Below are 20,914 nucleotides of genomic sequence, written 5' to 3' on the forward strand. Positions count from 1 at the left end.
AAAACATCTTTCGGAGGGGACCAAATGCAGCATCTGAAACGCAACCTGCTCAGCGTGGCGCTCGCGTCGGCCACGATGATGCTGGCGACGGGCGCCTGGGCGCAGTCGACCACCAGCACCACCAGCGACACCGCAGCCAAGCCGCAGGAAAAGGAAACGCCGGAGCAACTGGCCGCCAAGCAACAGGCCAAGCAGCTCCAGACGGTCACCGTCCAGGGCATCCGCGTCGGTATCGAGCAAGCCAACACGATCAAGAAGGAATCGACCTCGATCGTCGAAGCCATCTCGGCCGAAGACATCGGCAAGCTGCCCGACATCTCCATCGCCGAATCGATCTCGCGCCTGCCGGGCCTTGCCGCGCAACGCGTCGGCGGACGCGCGCAGGTGATCAGCGTCCGCGGCCTGTCGCCCGACTTCGCGACCACGCTGCTCAACGGCCGCGAAATGGTCAGCACCGGCGACAACCGCTCGGTCGAATTCGACCAGTACCCCTCCGAACTCATGGCGGGCGTGACCGTCTACAAGACGCCGGACGCCGCGCTGGTGGGCCAGGGCCTGTCGGGCACCATCGACATGCGCACCGTGCGCCCGCTCGACTTCGACAAGCCGGTGTACGCGCTCAGCGCGCGTTACCAGCGCAACTCGCTCGGCTCGGCGGCCAACGCCGATGGCGACGGCAACCGCATCAACGCCAGCGCGATCACGCAGATGGCCGGCGGCGACCTCGGCCTGGCGCTGGGCTTCTCGCATTCGGACATTCCGATCCAGGAAGAGCAGACCGGCCTGTACGAGCCGTGGACGCGCACCAATGCGGCGGCCAACATCAACCGCAACGGCGTGCCGGACAACACCTTCGTCACCGACGGCGGCAAGGCGCTGCGCCGCACCGGTTACATCCGCCGCAACGCGGCGATGGCCACCGTGCAGTTCGCGCCGATCAGCGAGTGGACCTCCACGCTGGACATCTTCCACACCTCGGCCGTGCAGGAAGACACCGCGAACCAGTTCGAGGCGAACTTCAACTACAACGGCAATCCCGTCGGGCAGGTGTGGACGCCGAACGTCAACGGCAACGGCACCCTCGTCGGCGGCACGCTGACCAACGCCTACCCGCTCGTGCGCGGCATGTACAACAAGCGCGAAGACACGATCGACGGCGTGGGTTGGGCCAATGCGATCCGCCTCAACGACCGGGTGAACCTGACCACCGACATCAGCTGGTCGAAGTCGCACCGCGACGAGCTGAGCCTGGAAAACAATACGCAGCTGTTGCCGAACCCGTCGTTCGACACGCTGCAGCTGAACTTCCCCGAATCGGGCTTCGCCACGATCCATCCGGGCCGCGATTACTCCGATTCCAACAGCCTGTTCCTCGCCAACACGATCTACGGTTCGGGTTACGGCAAGACGCCGAAGGTCGTCGATGAACTCAAGAGCGCCAAGTTCAACCTGAACTTCGCCTCGCCCTTCCTCGAAAGCATGTTCTCGGATTGGGACGTCGGCGCGAACTACGCCACGCGCGAGAAGGACAAGCGCCAGCCCGAAGGCAACATCAACCTCGGCCCGCAGGGCGTCACCACGATCGCACCGGACCTGCAGTACGGCCTGGTCGACCTGACCTTCGCCGGCGTGGGCTACGTGCCGTCCTGGAACGTGCCGGGCGCCGTGGCGCGCTACATGACCTTCAACCCGGGTGAGGACGCGTCGTACCTGGTCGGCAAGGCCTGGACGATCAACGAAGACATCACCTCCGGTTGGCTGCGCGGCAACATCGACACGACCTGGGGCTCGATCCCGGTGCGCGGCAACGTCGGCATCCAGATGCAGCACACCGACCAGTCGTCGGATTCGTACTACTGGGATCCCTCGCAGCCGGCCGGCCAGAACCGCATCCCGTACGGCAATGGCAAGACCTACACCGACTGGCTGCCGAGTCTGAACCTCGCGTTCTCGTTCTCGCACGACCAGACGCTGCGCTTCGCCGCCGCCCGCCAGGTTGCGCGCGCCCGCCTCGACCAGCTGCGCTCCTCGTTCGAATTCGGCGTCGCCACCGGCGGCCCGGACATCGGCACGGTCGTCGGCTCGGGCGGCAACCCGCTGCTCGATCCGTGGCGCGCGAACGCGTACGACGTCTCCTACGAGAAGTACTTCGACGGCACCAAGGGTTACGTGTCCGCCGCGGCCTTCTACAAGGACCTGGTGACCTACATCTACACCGAGCGTCGCGCGTACGACTTCACGCCCTTCATCACGCCCGACCTCACCCCGCAGCCCACCACGCCGATCGGCAGCTTCACCGCGCCGTACAACGCGAAGGGCGGCTACCTGCAGGGCCTGGAACTGACGGCCTCGCTGCCGCTGGACCTGTTCTGGGACGCGGCCGAAGGCTTCGGCGTCGTCGCCAGCGCGTCATTCTTCGACAGCAACATCTCGATCCCGCCGGATCCGGGCAGCGTGTCGAGCGTGGGTTCGCAGGACATCTCGCTGCCGGGCCTGTCGGACGAGGTGTACAACTTCACGGCGTACTACACGCACGGCGGCTTCGAAGCGCGCATCAACCAGCGCTGGCGTTCGGACTTCATCGGCGAGATCAGCAACTTCGCCGCCGAGCGCACGTTGCGGTTCGTCGAAGGCGAGGACCAGACCGACGCGCAGGTGAGCTACGCGTTCGGCGAGGGTTCGGCACTGAAGGGCTTCACCATGCTCCTGCAGGCCAGCAATCTCACCAACGCGCCGTACCGCACCTACACCACCTCCAAGGACCGCCCGCTCGAGAACATCGAGTGGGGCCGCACCTACCTGCTGGGCGTGAGCTACAAGTTCTGATCCAACGCATCAAACGCGAGACCGTGTGACCCTCCACCCCTGCCGGCCCTCCGGCAGGGGTTTTTTTGGGCGCGCGATGTCGAGGCTCACGGCATCGCGATCGCAACCCCATCGCAGCGGCCCACGACTTCATCCACGACCGCGTTCGCCAGGCCCTGCCCGCGCACGCGTTTCAGGCGCACGCGCAACCATTGGCACGCCTGCGCCTCTTCGTGCGCGTCCTGCCAGCGGTAGATCATCGACGCGCCTGCCAGCTGCACGCGGTACGGCGCACCGAGGGCGGCGCGCAGTTCGGGTTCCTTCATGCCGATGTGGACCGCTTCGATGCGCATGTCACGCTCCCTGTGATGTTGGCGCCAGCCTCGCGCAAACGAAAACGCCGCGGCATCGGTGGATGCCGCGGCGCGCTGTAGGAGTTCGGGAAGACTTACGCGCCTCGCAGGCGCGTGCACTCGGCGGCCAGGCGCCCGATCGTCGTCCAGTCGCGCGCGTCGAGTGCGGCCTTCGGCACCATCCAGGAACCGCCGACGGTCGAAACGTTCGGCAAGGCCAGGTAGGCCGGCGCCTTCGCCGCATCGATGCCGCCGGTCGGGCAGAACTTCACATGGCCGAAGGGCCCGGCGAAGGCCTTCAGGGCCGCGATGCCGCCCGAGGATTCGGCCGCGAAGAACTTGAAGCGCGCATGCCCGAATTCGAGCCCGCGCATCAACTCGCTCGCCGTGGCGATCGCGGGAATGAAGGGAATCGGGGATTGCGCGGCGGCTTCGTACAAGGCATCGGTCGAACCCGGCGCGATCGCGAAACGCGCGCCGACATCCACCATCGCGCGCAGGTCGTCGGCACGCAACACCGTGCCCGCGCCGACGATCGCATCGGGCACTTCACGCGCGATGCGTGCGATGGCTTCCAGCGCGATCGGCGTGCGCAGGGTGATTTCGAGCACCGGCAACCCGTTGTCGACGAGCGCGCGCGCCAGCGGCACGGCATCGTCCAGGTGCGCGATGGTGAGCACGGGCATGACGGGGGCCGCGTCGAGGATCGCGTCGGCCGCGGCCATGCGTTTTTCGTTGGTCCAGTTCATGCGTTGCCTCCCGCCCTCGCCCGCAAAGCGGTCGCCGCGCCGAGCAAGCCCGGCTGCGGATGGGTGATCACGTGGATGGTGATGCCTTCCAGATAGGCGACGAAGCGCCCTTTCGCCAGGAATCGTTCGCGAAAATTGCTGCTGCGCAGGAACGGCACGAAGCGCGGCACCATGCCGCCGGCGATCACCAGCGTGCGCGCGCCATGGATCAGCGCCGCATCGCCCGACACGCTGCCGAGCACGGAACAGAAACGCGCCAACGCACGCCGCGCAGCCATGTCGTGGCCCTCCAGCGCCGCGGCGACGATCACCGCCGGATCGCGCAGGGCCGGCTTGGCGCCGATGTCGTTGGCCATGCCGCGCAACACCGCATCGATTTGCGCCAGGCCCGCCCCGCACAACACGCGCTCGTTCGAACAGCGGCCGTGCAATGCGGTCAGCCAGCGCGCGATCGCCTGCTCTTCGTCGCCGATGGGCGCGAAGGTCACGTGCCCGCCTTCGGTTTCGACCGGATGCCAGCCATGCGCATCGCTTCCGACGAGCAAGGCCACGCCCAGCCCGGTGCCGGGCCCCATCACGGTGACCGGGCCATGCAAGGGGCCCGAGACCGGCCCGTGCAGGGTTTCGCGATCGGCCTGCGTCAGCGCGGGCACGGCCCACGCGATCGCGCCGAAGTCGTTGATGACGCGCAATTCGTCGAACCCGAGCGTGCGCTGCAATGCCGAGCGCGAAAACGACCACGCGCGATTGGTCAGGCGGATCTCGTCGGTGTCGGCGGGGCTCGCGACCGCGAGTGCGCCGCGCTTGGGCGCGACGCCGACCGAGGCGAGGTAATGCTCGATCGCATGCTCCAGGCTCGCGAATTCCGAAGCCTTCAGCGCCTGCATCTCGCGCAGTGCAGGCGTGGGCGCGTCGAGATCGGTCAGCGCGAAGCGTGCGTTGGTGCCGCCGATGTCGGCGACCAGGGCGACCGACGTCATCGCGCGCTCCGGTCTTCATCGAGGAACAAGGCGCTGCCGCCCGACTCCGCCGTACCGACCTGCGCACGCATCATCGCGAACAACTCGCGGCCGAAGCCGACGCGGTTGGCGCGCAGGTCGCCGTGTTGCACTTCGCGTGCGTCCCACTCCGCGGCGGGGACGTCGACATCGATCGTGCCGGCATCGGAATCGATGCGGATGCGGTCGCCGTCGCGCAGTTTCGAGATCGGCCCGCCATCGGCCGCTTCGGGCGTGACGTGGATGGCCGAGAGCACCTTGCCCGATGCGCCCGACATGCGCCCGTCGGTGAGCAAGGCCACGCGCTGCCCGCGATCCTGCATCGCCGCCAGCGTCGGCGTGAGCTTGTGCAACTCGGGCATGCCGTTGGCGCGCGGGCCCTGCCCGCGGATGACGGCGACCAGGTCGCCCTGCAAGGTGCCGGCCTTGAAGGCCACCAACAAATCGTCCTGCGATTCGAAAATGCGCGCCGGCGCTTCGATCTTCCGGTATTCGGGCGAGACCGCGGAAATCTTCACGATTCCGCGCCCGAGGTTGCCCTGCACGCGGCGCAGGCCGCCTTCCTTGTCGAAGGGATCGGCGACCGGGCGCACGACGGTCAGGTCGAGCGAATCCTTCGGGCCTTCGCGCCAGCGCAGCGTCGTGCCATCCAGCCAAGGCTCCATCGCCTGCTGCCGCAGGTCGCCGCCATGCACGCAGGGAATGTCGGCGTGCACCAGGCCGGCGTCGATCAACTCGCGCAGCACGAACCCGATGCCGCCGGCGGCGTGGAAATGATTGATGTCGGCCGCGCCGTTGGGATACGCGCGGACGATCAGCGGCGTGACGCGCGAGAGTTCATCCAGATCGTCCCAATCGATCCGCACACCGGCCGCGCGCGCCATCGCGACCAGATGGATCGCATGGTTGGTCGATCCCCCCGTGGCCGCCAGTGCGACCATCGCGTTGACGATCGCGCGTTCGTCGACGGTCTTGCACAGCGGACGATAGTCGTCGCCGAGCTTCGAAATGCGCAGCGCCTGCTCCGCCGCAGCGACGGTGAGCGCATCGCGCAAGGGCGTGCCGGGATTGACGAACGCGGTGCCCGGCATGTGCAGGCCCATCGCTTCCATCATCGTCTCGTTGGAATTGGCGGTGCCGTAGAACGTGCAGGTGCCCGGCGCGTGGTAGGACGCGGCTTCGGCATCGAGCAACTCTTCGCGCGTGGCCTTGCCTTCCGCATAACGCTGGCGGACCGCGGCCTTTTCCTTGTTGGTCAGCCCCTGCGGCATCGGCCCGGACGGCACGAAGATCGCCGGCAGGTGGCCGAAACTCAGCGCGCCGATCAACAGGCCCGGCACGATCTTGTCGCACACGCCCAGGCACAGCACCGCGTCGAACATGTCGTGCGAGAGGGAGACCGCGGTGGCCATCGCGATGTTGTCGCGCGAGAACAGCGACAACTCCATGCCCGTGCGGCCCTGCGTCACGCCATCGCACATCGCCGGCACGCCGCCGGCGACCTGCGCGCTGCCGCCGGCATTGCGCGCGGCCATGCGGATCAGCGTCGGGTACTGCTCCATCGGCTGGTGCGAGGAGATCACGTCGTTGTAGGCGGTGACGATGCCGATATTGCCGGCGCTGCCGCCGCGCAGGCGCGGCTTGTCGTCGCCGGCGGCCGCGAAGCCGTGCGCGAGATTGCCGCAGCTCAGGCGTTGCCGCGACGGCCCGCCTTCGCGATCGGCCGCGGCCTGCGCCATGCGCGCGAGGTAATCGGCGCGCGTGGTGCGGCTGCGTTCGACGATGCGTTCGGTGACGCGGGCGACGACGGGATGCATCATCAGGGACTCCAATGCGTTTGCACGGTCGCTTGCCCTTCGGCCAGCGCGGCGACCGGATGACGCGCCATGTTGCCGGATGCGCGCGCGGCCTGCAGGACATCGCGCTTGGCCTGGCCGGTGAGCGCCAGGTGCAGCGCGCGCGTGCGCAGCAGGCGCGACAGGGTCAGGCTGATGCGCGGGAAGGGCGCTTCGGGTGGGAGGGGGTGCGGGTCGACGCGTAGGGCGTCGGCTGCGTTGTCGAGGTCGAGCGCCGCGTGCAACTGCGGCGCACCGGGAAACAAGGAGGCAGTGTGCGCGTCCTGGCCCATGCCGAGCACGATCGCATCGAACGCGTCGGGATACGCGGCCAGGCGCGTGCGCGCGTGTGCTTCCGAACGCGCCGGATCGCCATCGGGCGTGGTCAGCGATTCGATGACGACCCCGCGTGCGTCGGCGAAGGCATTGCGCAACTCGGCGACGTTGCACGCCGGATGATCGTGCGGCACGCAGCGTTCGTCGCTCGGCATCAGCACGACGCTCGCCCAATCCAGGGGCATCGATGCGAGCGCGCGATACGCGGGAAACGGCGTGCGACCGCCGGCAAGCGCGAGCACCGCGCGGCCGCGTGCGGCGATCGCATCGCGGCACGCAAGGTGCAGCGTCTGCGCGAGCGCCTTGGCCAGCGCGTCCGGATCGCGGTAATCGTGTTCGACCCAGCCCATCACTCGCGCCAGGTATGTCCGTGGCGTTCGGTCATCGCCACGGCGCTGGCCGGGCCCCAGGTGCCGGCGGGATACGGTTTCGGGGAGATGTCGTTCGTGCGCCAACCGTCGATGACGGCATCGACCCACTCCCACGCCGCTTCGGTTTCGTCGCGGCGCACGAACAGCGTGCCGACGCCTTCGAGCGCGTCGAGATACAGGCGCTCATAGGCAGGACGACGCGAGGCCGCGGCGAATTCCTCGTGCATGTCCAGGTCCAGCGCGACCTGCGACAACTGCAGGCCCGCGCGATCCAGGCCCGGCGTCTTGCTCATCAGGCGCAGCTCGATGCGTTCCTCGGGCTGCAGGCGGATGGTCAGCGCGTTGGGCGCGATCTTCGCGCGCGGATCGAAGATCGAATGCGGCACGGCGCGGAACTGCAGGTGGATCTCGGTGGCGCGGCGCGGCATGCGCTTGCCCGTGCGCAGGTAGAACGGCACGCCGGACCAGCGCCAGTTGTCGATGTGCGCGCGCAATGCGACGAAGGTTTCGGTGCGGCTGGGCCGGCCGAGTTCTTCCGCATAACCCGGCACGACTTTGCCGCCGACGGCGCCGGAGGTGTATTGGCCCGTCACCGTTTCGGTCTGCACCTCGCCCGGCCCGATGCGGCGCAGCGAACGCAGCACCTTGATCTTCTCGTTGCGCACGGCGGTGGGTTCGAAACGCGCCGGCGGCTCCATCGCGGTCAGGCACACCAGTTGCAGCAGGTGGTTCTGCATCATGTCGCGCATCGCGCCACTGGTGTCGTAGTAATCGCCGCGGCCTTCGACGCCGACGGTCTCGGCCACCGTGATCTGCACGTGCTGGATATGGCGCGCATTCCACAGCGGTTCGAACATCGCGTTGCCGAAACGCAACGCGATCAGGTTCTGCACGCCTTCCTTGCCCAGGTAATGGTCGACGCGGAACACGCGGTCCTCGTCGAACACGCGCGCCACGCCGTCGTTGATGTTGGTCGCGCTGGCCAGGTCGGTGCCGATCGGCTTTTCCAGCATCACGCGCGTGCCCGGCCCGGCGAGGCCGAGCGCACCGAGCGCGACGCAGATCGGCACGTAGAAACGCGGCGCGGTGCTGAGGTGATAGAGGATTTCGCCGGTGCGCAGCGACGTGATGCGTTCGCCCAGGCGCTGCATCGATTCGGCGTCGCCGCTGTCGGCCGCGTGATAGGTGATGCGTTCGAGCAGTGTTTCCAGCGAGGCTTCGTTGAGATCGGCTTCCGGCACGTTGCGGCGCACCGCATCGGCGACCTGCGCGCGGAACGTCGCGTCGTCCATCGCGCTGCGCGCGGTGCCGAGGATGCGCAGCTCGGGCGTGAGCAGCCCGGCGTGCTGGAGGCCGTAGAGCGAAGGCAGCAGCATGCGCTGCGCCAGGTCGCCGGAGGCGCCGAAGATCACGAGGAGACAAGCGCAGTTGCCGGGCATGCGACCTGAATGGGGAAGGGGCGAGCCCGAAGCGTAAACCGCATTGGACGTATCTGCGGTGACGGCGGCGGTGATTACGTATGCAAAGGCGCTGCTACGATCCGGCCAGACCCGGGAGACGGACCATGAAACAGACTCTGCGTCGCGCGGCGCTCGCGTTTTCATGCGTTTTCATCGGCCAGGCCGGCGCGGGCGACCCGCACGCCGGCCATGGGGGCACGGCCGACTTCCACGTCCATTGCGCGCCCGGCGTGCGCGCCGACTTCGACCGCGCGCTCACCCTGCTCCACCACATGACCTACCCGCAGGCGCGCAAGGCCTTCGCCGCCATCGCCGGGAAGGACCCCAAATGCGCCATGGCCCACTGGGGCGTGGCGATGACGCACTTCCAGCCGCTATGGCCCACGCGGCCGGACCTGACAGAGCGCAAGCTCGGCTGGGAGGAAGTCGGCAAAGCGCGCGCCCTGGGTTCGGAGGATGCGCGCGAGCGCGAATTCATCGACGCGGCCGCGGCTTTCTTCGAGAAACCCGAGGCCGATGACTACTGGGCGCGCATCCGGCGCTGGTCCGATGCGTCGCAGAAAGTGCACGCGGATTTCCCGAAGGACCACGACGCCAGCGCCTTCGCCGCGCTGGGATTGCTCGCGACCACGCCGCAGGATCGCGCGACGCGCGAGAACGCCGACGCCGCCGCGGCGCTGCTGACGGCCGTGTTGCGCGAAGACCCCGACCACCCCGGCGCGATGCATTACCTCGTGCATGCCGACGACGTGCCCGGTCGCGAACGCGAGTCCGCCGACGTCGTGCATCGCTACGAAACCATCGCCCCCGACAACCCGCACGCGCTGCACATGCCCACGCATGTCTACACGCGCCAGGGGGATTGGGCCGGCGTGGTGCGCGGCAACCTGCGCGCGGCCGATGCGGCGCTTCGGTATCCGGCCGGCGACAAAGGCCAGTACGTGTGGGACGAGTTCCCGCATGCGATCGAATATCTCGTCTACGGCTATCTGCAACAGGGCGATGTCGCCGATGCGAAGAAGCAGCGCGATCGCCTGCTCGCCACGCAACATCTGCAGCCTTCGTTCAAGACCGCGTTCCACCTGGCGTCGGTGCAGGCGCGCATTCCGCTGGAAACGCGCGACTGGGCCGCGGCCGCGAAGCTGCAACCGCGCACGCCGGCGTGGGTGGAATGGGACAAGTACGCGTGGCCGGAAGCCATCGCGCAATTCGCGCACGGCCTGGGTGCGGCGCATACCGGCGCGAAAGCCGATGCGCTCGCGGCGATGGATCGCCTGGGCGTGTTGCAACAGAAGATGGGGGCCGCCGGCGAATCCCTGTTCGAGCGCAACATCCACATGCTGCGGCTGGAACTGGAAAGCGCGATTGCCAACGCCAACGGCCATCCGAAAGAAGCGATCGAAAAACTCGAAGCCGCCGCCGCGCTGGAAGCCTCGACGCCGAAACATGCCGTCACGCCCGGCCCGACGCTCCCCGCACAGGAATTGCTCGGCGATCTGTATCTGCAACTCGGCCAGCGCGCGAATGCGCACGCCGCCTACGCGCGCGCGCTCACGCAATACCCCAAGCGTCGCGCATCGCAACAAGGTGCCGACAAAACGGGTTAACCCGACCGTCGCCCCGCACGCTTTGCGTTGTTGGAACCGCCGGAGATGCATCCGGCTTTCCGACCGTGGAGATCCCCCATGTCCAGAACCCTCCTGGTGCTCGCCCTGTGCACGGCCGCCTGCGCGACCGCCGCGAGCGAAAAGGACAAAAAAGCGGCGCCTTCCGACGACCAACTCATCCACAGCGCCACCAAGGCCGCGCCGGCGAAAGTCGCCGCGGGCGCCAAGGTCATCGTCGTCGACGACAAGGGGGTTGCGCGCACCTTGCGCGAAGGCAGCAACGGATTCACCTGCATGCCCGACAACCCCACCACGCCCGGCCCCGATCCGATGTGCATGGATGCCTCCGCGATGGAGTGGGCGAACGCATGGATGGCGAAGAAGACGCCGACCGCCGGCAAGATCGGGCTGATGTACATGCTCGAAGGCGGGACGGACGCGAGCAACACCGATCCGTATGCGACCGCGCCATCGAAAGCGAACCACTGGGTCCAGACCGGCCCGCACGTGATGGTGGTCGGCGCCTCGCCCGAGTTTTACGCGATGTACCCGGGCAAGGCCGATCCCGACACCGGCGTTCCCTACGTCATGTGGGCCGGCACGCCCTACCAGCACCTGATGATCCCGGTGCACTGAGCGCGCAAAAAAAAGGCCCCCGATCGATAGCTCGGGGGCCCTCCTGCGTTGTCGCCGACGAGTGCGACAGCGTTTGCGTACTTCCTTACTGGAAGTTGTTCGTACCGACCACCACCTGCGCGCCGTTGCGCATCAGCAGGTCGCGCTCGATCTTGCTCGTCCAGCCGGTCTGCGTGAACGGCGTGCGGACCTTGGCGCCCAGGCGGGTGTAGTTCTGGTACGACAGGTTGTTGCTGTGCGAGACGGTCTTGGAGTTGGTGTTGTACACCACGCCGGTCGCCGAGTTCAGGCGGAACGTGCTGTTCTTCACCGTCAGGCCGGTGACGCCGACCGTGCCCATGCCCAGGCTGCCGTTGCGCTCGAAGGTGCAGCCGTCGAACGTGATGTTGGAAGAACGGTTCCAGATGTTGACGCCGTACTTCTTGTTGTCGTTCATGCGGCAGTTCTGGATCAGCACGTTGCTGGCGGTCCAGTCGTTGTCCGGCTCGATGTCGATGCCGCACTCCGGCGCGGTGCCGTTGGTGAAGCTGAACTCCGAGTCGTACGCCTTGACGTTGGTGCAGTTGGTGATCGACAGGCCCTGGCGACGGTTGTTCGTCGAGATGATGTTGGCGATCACCACGTCGCTGGCCGAGCCGCCGATGCAGACGCCGTCGCCGGTGCAGTCGGCGATGCGGGTGTCGCGGATGGTGACGCGAACGCCGCCGAGGCACTGGATGCCGTGGCCCCACTCATGCGTGCCGCCGCCGGCGTAGACGTGCGTGGCGCGGTCGCCGATCAGCTGGCCGCCGGAGATTTCGACGTCGGACTTGTCGTTGATGTAGATGATGTAGTGGCGCGTCAGCGACGAGGTCTTCGCCTTGAGGATCGCGCCCGGCAGCAGCTGGAAGTGCATCTTGCTGCGCAGGTTGATCTTCTTGGAGGTGTCGATCATGTACGTGCCGGCCGGGACCTGCACCGTGCCGCCGGTGGTCGGCAGCGCGTTGATGGCGGCTTGGATGGCGGCGGTGTCGTCCTTCACGCCATTGCCGAGCGCACCGTAATTCTTGACGTTCAACAGCGCCGTGCCGCGGGCGCGCGTCGGCGGGGTCGTCAGCGCGAAGGCCGGCAGGGAAACGCCACCGATCAGCAGCGGGACCGCGCACAGGGCGGAGTTCTTGAGGAAGGTGCGGCGCGCGATGTTGGACTGCAACATTTGGAGAAACCCTCGGGTCTTGGAGAGAAAGCGGTTTCCCGCTCGGCGAGGGCAAATGTAGAGACCGCGTGAATTTTGGCTAGCGCGAAATGCAAAAACTGCGGATTGCGCCGCATGTATGGTTCAGTTTGAAAATCTGAATGCGAAAAAAACGCGCTCAACGCGGTGTTTTCGTGATGTTAGGAAAACCTTAAACCGAGAAGCCGTGCGTGAAACGCGCGAATCATGCGCGCGGCGTGATGTTGGCTTCACGTGAAATCGGCTTCGGGAATTCCGGAAAACCACGCCCTTGCGCCAAATGTGAGGTCCGGCGTAGCGTTACAGGCAACCGGGCAACGCGCCCGCGTCAGGAGGATGCGCCATGGCCGTCTCCGCTTTCGCACAGGGCTCCAACGACCGCGACTTCGCCGCGATCAACATCACCCCGCTCGTCGACGTGCTGCTCGTCCTGCTGATCATCTTCATGGTCGCCGCACCGGCGGTCACCAAGGCCGTGGACTTCACGCTCCCGCATCCCGGCCCGCCCAGCCCAATCAAACCGCAACGTATCGAGATCGGCATCCACGCCGACGGATCGCTCACCTGGAATGGCGCCGTGCAGCCAGTCTCCGGCCTGCGGTCGCTGCTGGAAGTGGAAGCCCAGCGCGATCCCGCGCATCCGCCGATGCTGGTCATCGACGCCAGGGGCGATTCGGATTACGGCCTGGTGACGCGCGTACTGGCGGATGCGAACGCCGCCCAACTCAAGCACATCAGTTTTGTCCAATGAGGGGCGCGCGCGGGCGCCCGCTCAGCCGAGCGGGTGCTCGCGATGCGAGATGCGGTAGCCGACAAGCCCGCAGGCGAGGATCAGGACGTTGCCGGCGAAGTCGAGCAGCATCCACTTCGTAAAGATGGGCTGCACGAAGTAGAAGTACCAATTGAAGACGAAGAACGGGATCGACCCGAGCAACCCGAAGGCGAGGAAGGTCTTCGGCGTGAACTTCGCGAACCAGATGATCGCCCCGCACAGCACCGCCTGCGCCCCGAAGCACGCGATGAACACCGACGAGGCCGGCGTAAGCACCTGGTGCTCGGGGCGGATCGTCAGTTGCTCCACCATCCGCGGCAGCAACATGCACCACGTGCCGAGGACGAGGAAGATCGATGCGAGGAAGCGTTGCAGGGTCTGCGATCGCATGGGGCGCTCCGTTGCCGAGGGCCGCGGGGCACCAATGTAACGCCTTACGGCGGGCAATCCCCCGTTCGCGTGAAATCGAGGTCTTCGAAATCGGAGCTGAAATCGCCTTCCGGATCGACTTTGCGCATGCGCATGTGGCCCTTGTCGAAATCGACCCAGGCTTCCAGATCCATGCGGTCTTCGTCCCAATCGATGCGCCACTGGCCATCGACGGTGACGATGGCACCGGTCATCAGCGGTGATTTCTCCGACGTCCACTGCAAGCGGCCGTTGACCGGACACAGGCGCACCACGCCGAACCACGGATCGCGCCAGGTGCCCATGCGCTGCGCATCGATCGGCGGCTTGAGCACGACGCGCTTCCCGTCGGGCTTGGTGTGGGGCTTGGCCGCGGCCTCGGCTTGTTTCCACTCGGCTTCGATTTCGTCGGCGTAAGGCGCGATCGTCGTGTCGGCGCCGGGCTTGGTGAAGTGCTTGGTCAACACTTCCGACAGCACCGTGCGCGTATCGTCGGCATCCGCGTTGATCATGAAGACGAAGCCGCTGCGCATGTCGGGCAGCAACACCATCGACGAATACATGCCCGACAAGGTGCCGGTATGCGAAACCGTCCACTGCCCGTCCACATCGGCCAGGCGGAAGCCGTACGCATACGCGAGCGCGTGCGTCTTGTCCCACTTCACGCGCCGCGCCGAAATCGGCATCGGCGTGCGCGCCTTCCACATTTCCTTGCGTTGCGCATCGGACAACCACGCCTTGTCCCGTGCATCGGGCGCGAGCCAGGCCTGCATCCAGCGCAACATGTCGTCCAGGCTACAGCGGATGCCGCCGGCGGCGGCCGACGTGATCTCGGGCACCTGCGCGCCATCGACGTTGTCGCCCGGCTTGTAATGCATGCCCTCCCCGCGCGCGTGCGGCTGTGCGACATCGCCCACCGAGTCGCGGTCGAACGCACCGACCTTGCAACGCGTCATCCGCAGGGGGTCGAAAACCTCGCGTTGCACGAGCGTTTCATACGAGGCCCCGCCCGCGGCCGCGGCGACTTCGCCGGCGACGACGTACAACAGGTTGTCGTACGCATACCCCGATCGGAAGCTGTAAGCCGGCTTGATGTATTTCAGCCCGCCGATGATGTCCCCGCGCGTGAAGTGGTTCGGCTCGGGCCACAGCATCAGATCGCCGCCGCCTTCCGGCAGGCCGCTGTTGTGCACGAGCAGATCGCGCACCTGCATGTTCTTCGTGACCCACGGGTCGTACATCGCGAACTGCGGCAGGTACTTGGTGACCGGATCGTCCCAGCGCAACTTGCCCTGGTCGACCAGGCGCGCGAGCACGCTGGCGGTCATCGCCTTGGAGTTCGATGCGATCTTGAAGAGCGACTTCGAGGTCAGTGCGTGGCCGCTGCCGGCCAGCGTTTCGCCGCGCGTGGTCGCGTAGGCGACCTTCCCGCCTTCGATCACGCCGACGGCGATGCCGGGGAGTTTGTAGCGGGCGACCGTGTCGTCGACGATGCGGTCGTACGAAGACGACTGTGCCTGCGCGCCAAAGGCGAGCAGGCACAGGGCCGATGCAAATAATCGCTTCATTGATTCCCCGAAAAAAACGGCGGCCCGGAGGGCGGGCCGCCGGGGGTGCCGACTTTAGAAGTCAAGCGAAACGGTGAGCTGGCTGTAGGCCCGCGACTGGTAGGACGTGCCACGCAGGAACTGATCGGTGTTCAGGTGGTCGATGTCGCCTTCCAGCTGCAGGTCTTCATCGACCTCGGTGACGCGCTGCATGTTGAAGATGTTGTAGATCGAGAACTTCACCCGCAGGTCGGCCGTGCCGAAGGAGTGCTTGTAGGTGATGTCCGCGCCGACATCCGCGGTCCACGGCAGACGGCCGTAGCCGCCGCGGCCGTAATTCACGTACGTGCGGTCGTGCGTGTCCGCGGCACCGCAGTTGGCGACGCAGATATACAGGCTGTGGAATTGCGTGTCGTCGAACGGGTTGGCGACGCCGAAAGCGCTGATCGGGCGGCCGGAACGAGCATCGAGCGCCGCGCCGACTTCCCAGGCATCGTTGATCGCATACGCACCGTGCATCTTGATCTGGTGGCGGCGATCGTTGGGCAGGTAGCCCTCGGCGTTGTAGTTCACCCACGGGTTGTCGAAGGCTTCGGTGCGGCCCGAATCGGAGAAGTTCGTATCCGAGTTCACCGGGCCTTCGGCGTTGCCCTGGCTGTAGGCCAGCGTGTAGGACGCGTTGAACGACCAACGGTTGTCCCACGCACGATCCAGGACGAATTCCAGCGCCTTGTAGTCGCGCTTGGGCTTGACCCAGCCGGTGGTGCCGACGAAGTCGCCGTTCACGTCGTACAGCGCCCAACCGGTGCGCGCGGTATCGATGTTGATCCAGTTGTCGTTCTCGCCGTCGCAGTCGGTGTCGCCGTAGACGGTCGCGACTTCGCCCGGGTTGGCCATCATGAAGAAGTCGGTTTCGCAGAAGCCGTTGTAGGTCACTTCCATGTCGTCGATGGCGTTGTGCAGCTTGCGATAGATGCTGCGCACGCCCCACGACCACGACGGCGTGAGTTGCTGCTGGAAGCCCAGGATGAACTCGTCCTGGTACACCGGATCCATGTCGGCGTCGACTTCACCGCGCACGTCGGGCACGGTGCCGTCGCCCTGCGAGACATCCACGTCGCCGATCTGCTGGCCGAGGATCGGCACGCCGTTGGCGTCGTACTGCTCGTTGAAGACGTAGAACGTGCGGCGATCGAGGAAGGGACCTGCCTGCTTGATGTTGATGACGTTGGCCACGGGCAGGAAGTAACGGCCGACATTGCCGTACAGCTTCATGCTGGAGTCGCCGTTGATGTCCCAGGAGAAGCCCAGGCGCGGCGCCCACATCGAGTCCATCTTGATGTAGCTCTCGCCCTGCCCGTTCTTGTTGTCGAACTCTTCGTTGCGCACGCCGATGTTCAACATCCAGTCGTCGGCGATCTGCCAGTTGTCCTCGATGTAGTACGCCGAGTTGGTGGTCTCGAAGGTGCCGTTGTTGCGCACTTCGCGCGTGCGCACGTAGGCGGTCGTGCCCGGGGGCACCGGGACGCCGTTGACGATCGAGCCGGCGTTGCGGATCTCGTAACGCAGGCCCTCGCCCGGATAGCGGCTGTTGTAGTCGCTGGTGTTGGATTCGTGGTCGTAGCCGAAACGCAGCAGGTGCTTGCCCAGCGTCCATTCGAAGTCGATGCGGGCCTGCTCGCGGTCGTCTTCGCGCGTGACGATGGACGTATTGCTCGTACACCCGATGAAGTCGTCGCTGACGCGGCGGTCCTGCACGAGCTGGCAGGAATCATCCGCCAGGCTGTGCACGTCGGTCGAACGCTGGTTCTCGCCGTACATCGCCTTCATCGAGAAGGCGTCGGTGAGATAACCGGTATACGAGAGCGCCCAGTTGTCGCCGCCGGTGTCGTTGAACGTCGTATTGGTGTACTGGCGCGCACCATTCAGATCGCCCTTGGGCACGATCTTGAATTCGTCCGTCGTCAGCTTGTCGTTGTCGGAGAAGGCGAGGAATTCGAGCAGGTGGTCGTCGGTGATCTGCCAATCCAGCTTGGTGCCCCAGAAGCCGCTGTTCGACCGGCCATCGAAGTAGGACGAGTAGCCGTCATCCGAATTGCGCGGCTCGTAGTCGCGCCCTTCGTACATGGCGTAGAAGAACAGCTTGTCCTTGACGATCGGGCCCGACGCATAGAGGTTGAGGCTCGCGCGGTCGTAATCATCGAATTGCGAGATGCGGCCTTCCTGGTTCTTCTGCGTGAACTGCAGCCATTCGGGCTCCCACACCAACTCGGCGCCGTACTTGAAGTCGTTGGTACCCGACTTGGTCACCGCGTTGATCACGCCGCCGGTGGTGCGGCCGAATTCGACCGAATAGCCACCCGTCTTGACCTGGAATTCCTGGTAGAACGAGTACGGCACGTTGGAGTTGCCGACGCGGTTGTAGAAGTCGGTGACGTTCAGGCCGTTGATGTACACGGCGTTTTCCGCGACCGACGAACCACCGAAGGACACGCCGCCGAATTCGCCCTTCACCACGCCGGGCGCCAACTGCGCGACCGCCAGCGCATCGCGCTCGATCGGCAGGCGCAGCAATTGTTCTGCGGTGATGTTGGTGGCCGACTCGGTGGAGGTCACGTCGATCGGCGAGATCGACGAGCCCTGCACTTCAACGGTTTCCAGTTCGGCCGACGCGCCCGCCAGGTTCTGCGTGGTCGCGTTGCCCAGGCTGATGGTGACCGTGACCGGGCTGCCGATCGCCTGGCCGTTCTGCCGGACTTCGACGGTGTACGAACCCACCGGCAGGTACGGGAAGCGGTAGTTGCCCTGCGAATCGGCCGTCACCGTGCGCTCGAAACCCGTCTCCGGGTTCTTGACCGTGATCGTCGCGCCGGCGGCCGAATGGCCGACCAGCGAACCATCGGTATTCGCCGCAAACGCCGGCAAGGCGAGCGGCGCGGTCAACGCCATCCCCAGGGCGAGCCAGAGCGACGTGCGATGCATCGTGTTCTTCCTGGTGCTCTTCATGCCACTCATGCCCCCTCCGGCGGTGTGGTTGGAACGACGTTCCATTCGAAGTCGTAATCGAATTGGTCGAAGTACAGGTTTCCGCCCCGCCACTCCGCTTCCCCGCGCTGCGAGTCCACGTTGTCGGAACGGAAATGCGTCTTGTGCGGCACGAAGTCGACGCCCCATGCATCGTTGAAAGCGATGCGCCAGCCGTCGAGCCCGCCCAGGTAGAACCACTCCGTGGCCGGGTCGCCCTTCAGGCGGCCGAAGGTCACGTCCATCGGCACCCATCCATAGGGTGCGAGGTACACCTGGCCCCAGTCGTGCAGGTTCCAGTAATCGGTCGGCGAGAACATCATTCCCGACTGCCAGCGCGCGGGAATGCCGTTCAGACGCAGCAGCGTGATCATCAGCAGCGTCTGCTGGCCGCAGTCGCCGTGGTGCGCGTGCAAGGCGTAATCGCCGATGTTGGGGATCGTCGAATACTCGCGGGCGCCCGCCCACGGGTATTTGTCGTCGACCAGGGCGAAGAGCTTGCGCGTGATTTCGTAGGGATTCTTTTCGTCGCCGACGGTCTGCTTCGACAAAGCCCGCATCGCATCGGTGAATTGCACGTGCGGCAATTCCTGCGACAGATACGGCGCCAGGTCGCGCTTTGCCTTCTCGCTCAGCGGCACGACCTTCGACGCATCGATCTGGTGCGATTGCGCGGAGATCGTCACTTCATAGGTGACGTCGAACTTGGTCGGCTTGCCCTTCTCGGCCTTGCCCTGCAGGTGCATCGTGCGCATCAGCGCCGATTCGGGCGCGAGATCGCCCCTGGCCGGCATGCTGCCGACCAATTTGATGTCGTCCTGCTGGCCCACGATGTGGCGCGGGAACGGAATCCACGCATCGATCGTTTCGCCCGCGGGCACGGCATCGGCGTTGACCGTGAGCGTCTGCGTGATGCGGAAGCGTTGCGGCAACACGCTGGACTTGCCACTGGCGATCGCGGCGGCGCGCGCTTGCTGGTGGTGCGGATTGAGCGATTCCAGCGGGCTTTCGGTGTATTTCGGCGGCTCCGTACGACGGGCGAGCGCCTCGGGGTTCAAACGCCACAAATTGCTGACCGAGCGCTGGAAGTAGCGCTTCTGCCCGTCGATGGTCATGTGCTCGAGCGTGTTGTCGGCTTCCCATCGCGCGAACTCATCGTCGCGCAGGTCGGGGACCTGCTTCCTGATGTCCGCGCGGACCTTGGCTTCATCGTGCGGGAAGTCCAGGCGGATGCGGCGCATGCGCTCGCGTTCGAAGGCCAGGGCGCGGGCGGTGTCGGCGGAGACGTTCTTCCGTGCGAGCGCGGCGTCGATGGCGGCGTTGGCGGCCTTGAAGTCGCCGCGGTCGATCATCGCGACGATGTCGGGCGGCGCCGGCGGCGGGTCGAAGGCGAAGGCGGCGCCGGCGGCGAGCACGGCGGACAATGCGAGGGACAGCAGCGGCGTTCCCCTGCGCCATCGCGCGGAACGGGATGCGGACATCCGGTGGCGACCGATCGTGTCCAAGCGCACTGAACCCCTGCATGTGGGAGCTGCGGAGCGTTGTGTAGCACCAATATGACAGTCGGTCAATAAATTATTCTTCCTTTCCGACGATCGATGAATATATATTCCAGCCGGCTCCCCACCCGGGAGCGACGGGGGACCCGATGATCCAGACGGTGTGGCCCTACCTCGCGCTCATGCTCCTGATCGCGGGGGTGTTCCCGATGCTCGAACGCCGCACGCAGTGGCGCGTGTTCTCGGTGATGCCGCCCATCGTCATGGTGTATCTGCTGGTCACCGGCCTGTCCGTCGCCGGTGCATGGAAGATCGACGGCGACATCCAGGCTGCGCAGAAGACTTTGATCGCGCAGATCCTGCCGGCGATGTTGTTCCTGCTGATGATCCACTGCGACCTGCGCCACATCTTCCGACTGGGCCCGCGCGTGCTTGCGGTGTTCTTCAGCACGACGCTGTGCTTGTTCGTCGCCTTCGTCTCGACGTATTTCCTGTTCCGCTACGCGTTGCCGCCGAATACCGCATGGCAGCCGCTCGCCGCGTTGTCCGGCAGTTGGGTCGGCGGTTCGGCGAACCTGGTCGCCGTCGCGCAGGGCGCGGGGCTGTCGGAACAATCCAAGGGACTCGCGCTGCTCACCGATGCGCTCTGCTATTCGGTGTGGGTGGCGGTGTTGTTCTCGGTCGGTCGCCTCGCGCCGGTCTTCGATCGTTGGACGCGCGCCAAGCCCAGCACCGACATCATCGCGACCGTGCCCGAGACCGCAGGCCCGATCACGACCGACGCGGTGTTGCTCTGGCTGGGCCTGGCACTCGGCGCAGGCGTGATTTCGCGCGCACTGACGGAATTGCTGCCCGAATCGGCCTACGTCAGCGCGACCTCCTACACGATCATGATCGCGACCGGGCTGGGCCTGGTCGTCGCGCACACGCCGCTCGCGCGCTTCCCAGGCTCGTCGAAGATCGCCAGCGCGCTGCTCATCTTCATCGTCGCGATCCTCGCCTCGCAGAGTAATTTCGAAGGCATCGCATCGGCGCCCTGGTACATCGCCTGCGGCCTGTCGATCCTGATCATCCACGCGGTCCTGCTGGCGCTGCTGGCCAAGCTCTTCCGTTTCGACCTGTACCTGTGCGGCATTTCCTCGCTCGCCCACGTCGGCGGCGTGGCGGCCACGCCCGTACTCGCTGCGTCGTATTCCCCTGCCCTCGTCCCCGTGGGCATCCTGCTGGCGTTGCTCGGCTACATCCTCGGCACGGGCTTCGGCCTGCTCATGGCGCAAGTGCTGGCGCAGTTGCAGCCCTAG

16 protein-coding genes are annotated in these 20,914 nt (G+C 66.1%); 5 read left to right on the top strand and 11 right to left on the bottom strand.

Going from position 1 to position 20,914, the window contains the following annotated elements; genetic code table 11:
- Positions 1-24 precede the first annotated feature (24 nt).
- Positions 25-2,826, top strand: a complete 2,802-nt coding sequence (locus AB4059_RS03810) for a TonB-dependent receptor (RefSeq protein WP_498976730.1) — start codon at positions 25-27, stop codon at positions 2,824-2,826.
- A gap of 86 nt (positions 2,827-2,912) precedes the next feature.
- Here the strand turns inward: AB4059_RS03810 and AB4059_RS03815 are convergent, their stop codons facing one another.
- The 6 genes from AB4059_RS03815 to zwf all read right to left on the bottom strand — a co-directional run bounded on the left by AB4059_RS03815 (position 2,913) and on the right by zwf (position 8,886).
- Positions 2,913-3,158: a hypothetical protein gene (locus AB4059_RS03815; protein WP_498976732.1), complete on the bottom strand. Its 246-nt coding sequence runs from the start codon at positions 3,156-3,158 to the stop codon at positions 2,913-2,915.
- A gap of 95 nt (positions 3,159-3,253) precedes the next feature.
- Positions 3,254-3,883 carry a bifunctional 4-hydroxy-2-oxoglutarate aldolase/2-dehydro-3-deoxy-phosphogluconate aldolase gene (gene eda / locus AB4059_RS03820; RefSeq protein ID WP_498977828.1) on the bottom strand — a complete coding sequence of 210 codons (630 nt, stop codon included), beginning with the start codon at positions 3,881-3,883 and terminating at the stop codon, positions 3,254-3,256.
- A 20-nt stretch (positions 3,884-3,903) separates the two neighbouring features.
- Positions 3,904-4,887 (bottom strand): glucokinase, encoded by a 984-nt coding sequence (gene glk, locus AB4059_RS03825; protein WP_498976734.1) that lies wholly within the window; start codon positions 4,885-4,887, stop codon positions 3,904-3,906.
- Positions 4,884-6,728 (bottom strand): phosphogluconate dehydratase, encoded by a 1,845-nt coding sequence (edd, locus tag AB4059_RS03830; protein WP_498977830.1) that lies wholly within the window; start codon positions 6,726-6,728, stop codon positions 4,884-4,886. The genes glk and edd overlap by 4 nt, the downstream gene beginning before the upstream one ends.
- The gene (gene pgl / locus AB4059_RS03835) at positions 6,725-7,426 is read right to left on the bottom strand and encodes a 6-phosphogluconolactonase (RefSeq protein ID WP_498976736.1); all 702 of its coding nucleotides are present in this window, start codon (positions 7,424-7,426) and stop codon (positions 6,725-6,727) included. The genes edd and pgl overlap by 4 nt, the downstream gene beginning before the upstream one ends.
- Positions 7,426-8,886 carry a glucose-6-phosphate dehydrogenase gene (gene zwf / locus AB4059_RS03840; protein WP_498976738.1) on the bottom strand — a complete coding sequence of 487 codons (1,461 nt, stop codon included), beginning with the start codon at positions 8,884-8,886 and terminating at the stop codon, positions 7,426-7,428. The genes pgl and zwf overlap by 1 nt, the downstream gene beginning before the upstream one ends.
- 125 nt (positions 8,887-9,011) lie before the next feature.
- Here zwf and AB4059_RS03845 point away from each other — a divergent pair, with 125 nt between their 5' ends.
- Together AB4059_RS03845 and AB4059_RS03850 are read left to right on the top strand one after the other, a co-directional pair.
- Positions 9,012-10,514, top strand: coding sequence for a hypothetical protein (locus AB4059_RS03845; protein WP_498976740.1), 1,503 nt, complete (start codon positions 9,012-9,014; stop codon positions 10,512-10,514).
- A gap of 78 nt (positions 10,515-10,592) precedes the next feature.
- Entirely contained in the window at positions 10,593-11,150 is a 558-nt protein-coding gene (locus AB4059_RS03850; RefSeq protein WP_498976742.1) for a hypothetical protein, read from the top strand.
- A gap of 85 nt (positions 11,151-11,235) precedes the next feature.
- Here AB4059_RS03850 and AB4059_RS03855 read toward each other — a convergent pair whose 3' ends face one another.
- Positions 11,236-12,345, bottom strand: a complete 1,110-nt coding sequence (locus AB4059_RS03855; RefSeq protein WP_498976744.1) for a right-handed parallel beta-helix repeat-containing protein — start codon at positions 12,343-12,345, stop codon at positions 11,236-11,238.
- Between the two features lie 361 nt (positions 12,346-12,706).
- Here AB4059_RS03855 and AB4059_RS03860 point away from each other — a divergent pair, with 361 nt between their 5' ends.
- Complete coding sequence (locus AB4059_RS03860; protein WP_498976746.1) at positions 12,707-13,114, top strand: ExbD/TolR family protein; 408 nt, start codon at positions 12,707-12,709, stop codon at positions 13,112-13,114.
- Between the two features lie 21 nt (positions 13,115-13,135).
- Here the strand turns inward: AB4059_RS03860 and AB4059_RS03865 are convergent, their stop codons facing one another.
- From AB4059_RS03865 to AB4059_RS03880, 4 genes are read right to left on the bottom strand one after another with little or no spacing between them, the layout of a single operon-like run.
- Positions 13,136-13,525, bottom strand: coding sequence for a hypothetical protein (locus AB4059_RS03865; protein ID WP_498976748.1), 390 nt, complete (start codon positions 13,523-13,525; stop codon positions 13,136-13,138).
- 44 nt (positions 13,526-13,569) lie between these two features.
- Complete coding sequence (locus tag AB4059_RS03870; protein WP_498976750.1) at positions 13,570-15,111, bottom strand: serine hydrolase domain-containing protein; 1,542 nt, start codon at positions 15,109-15,111, stop codon at positions 13,570-13,572.
- Positions 15,112-15,165: 54 nt separating this feature from the next.
- Positions 15,166-18,096, bottom strand: coding sequence for a TonB-dependent receptor (locus AB4059_RS03875; RefSeq protein ID WP_498976752.1), 2,931 nt, complete (start codon positions 18,094-18,096; stop codon positions 15,166-15,168).
- 5 nt (positions 18,097-18,101) lie between these two features.
- Positions 18,102-19,595 carry a transglutaminase-like domain-containing protein gene (locus AB4059_RS03880; RefSeq protein ID WP_498976754.1) on the bottom strand — a complete coding sequence of 498 codons (1,494 nt, stop codon included), beginning with the start codon at positions 19,593-19,595 and terminating at the stop codon, positions 18,102-18,104.
- A gap of 167 nt (positions 19,596-19,762) precedes the next feature.
- Between AB4059_RS03880 and AB4059_RS03885 the strand changes: the two genes are divergently transcribed.
- Positions 19,763-20,914 (top strand): DUF819 family protein, encoded by a 1,152-nt coding sequence (locus AB4059_RS03885; protein WP_498976756.1) that lies wholly within the window; start codon positions 19,763-19,765, stop codon positions 20,912-20,914.

The sequence above is a fragment of the Lysobacter sp. 2RAF19 genome (assembly GCF_052115395.1).
Taxonomy (GTDB): domain Bacteria; phylum Pseudomonadota; class Gammaproteobacteria; order Xanthomonadales; family Xanthomonadaceae; genus Noviluteimonas.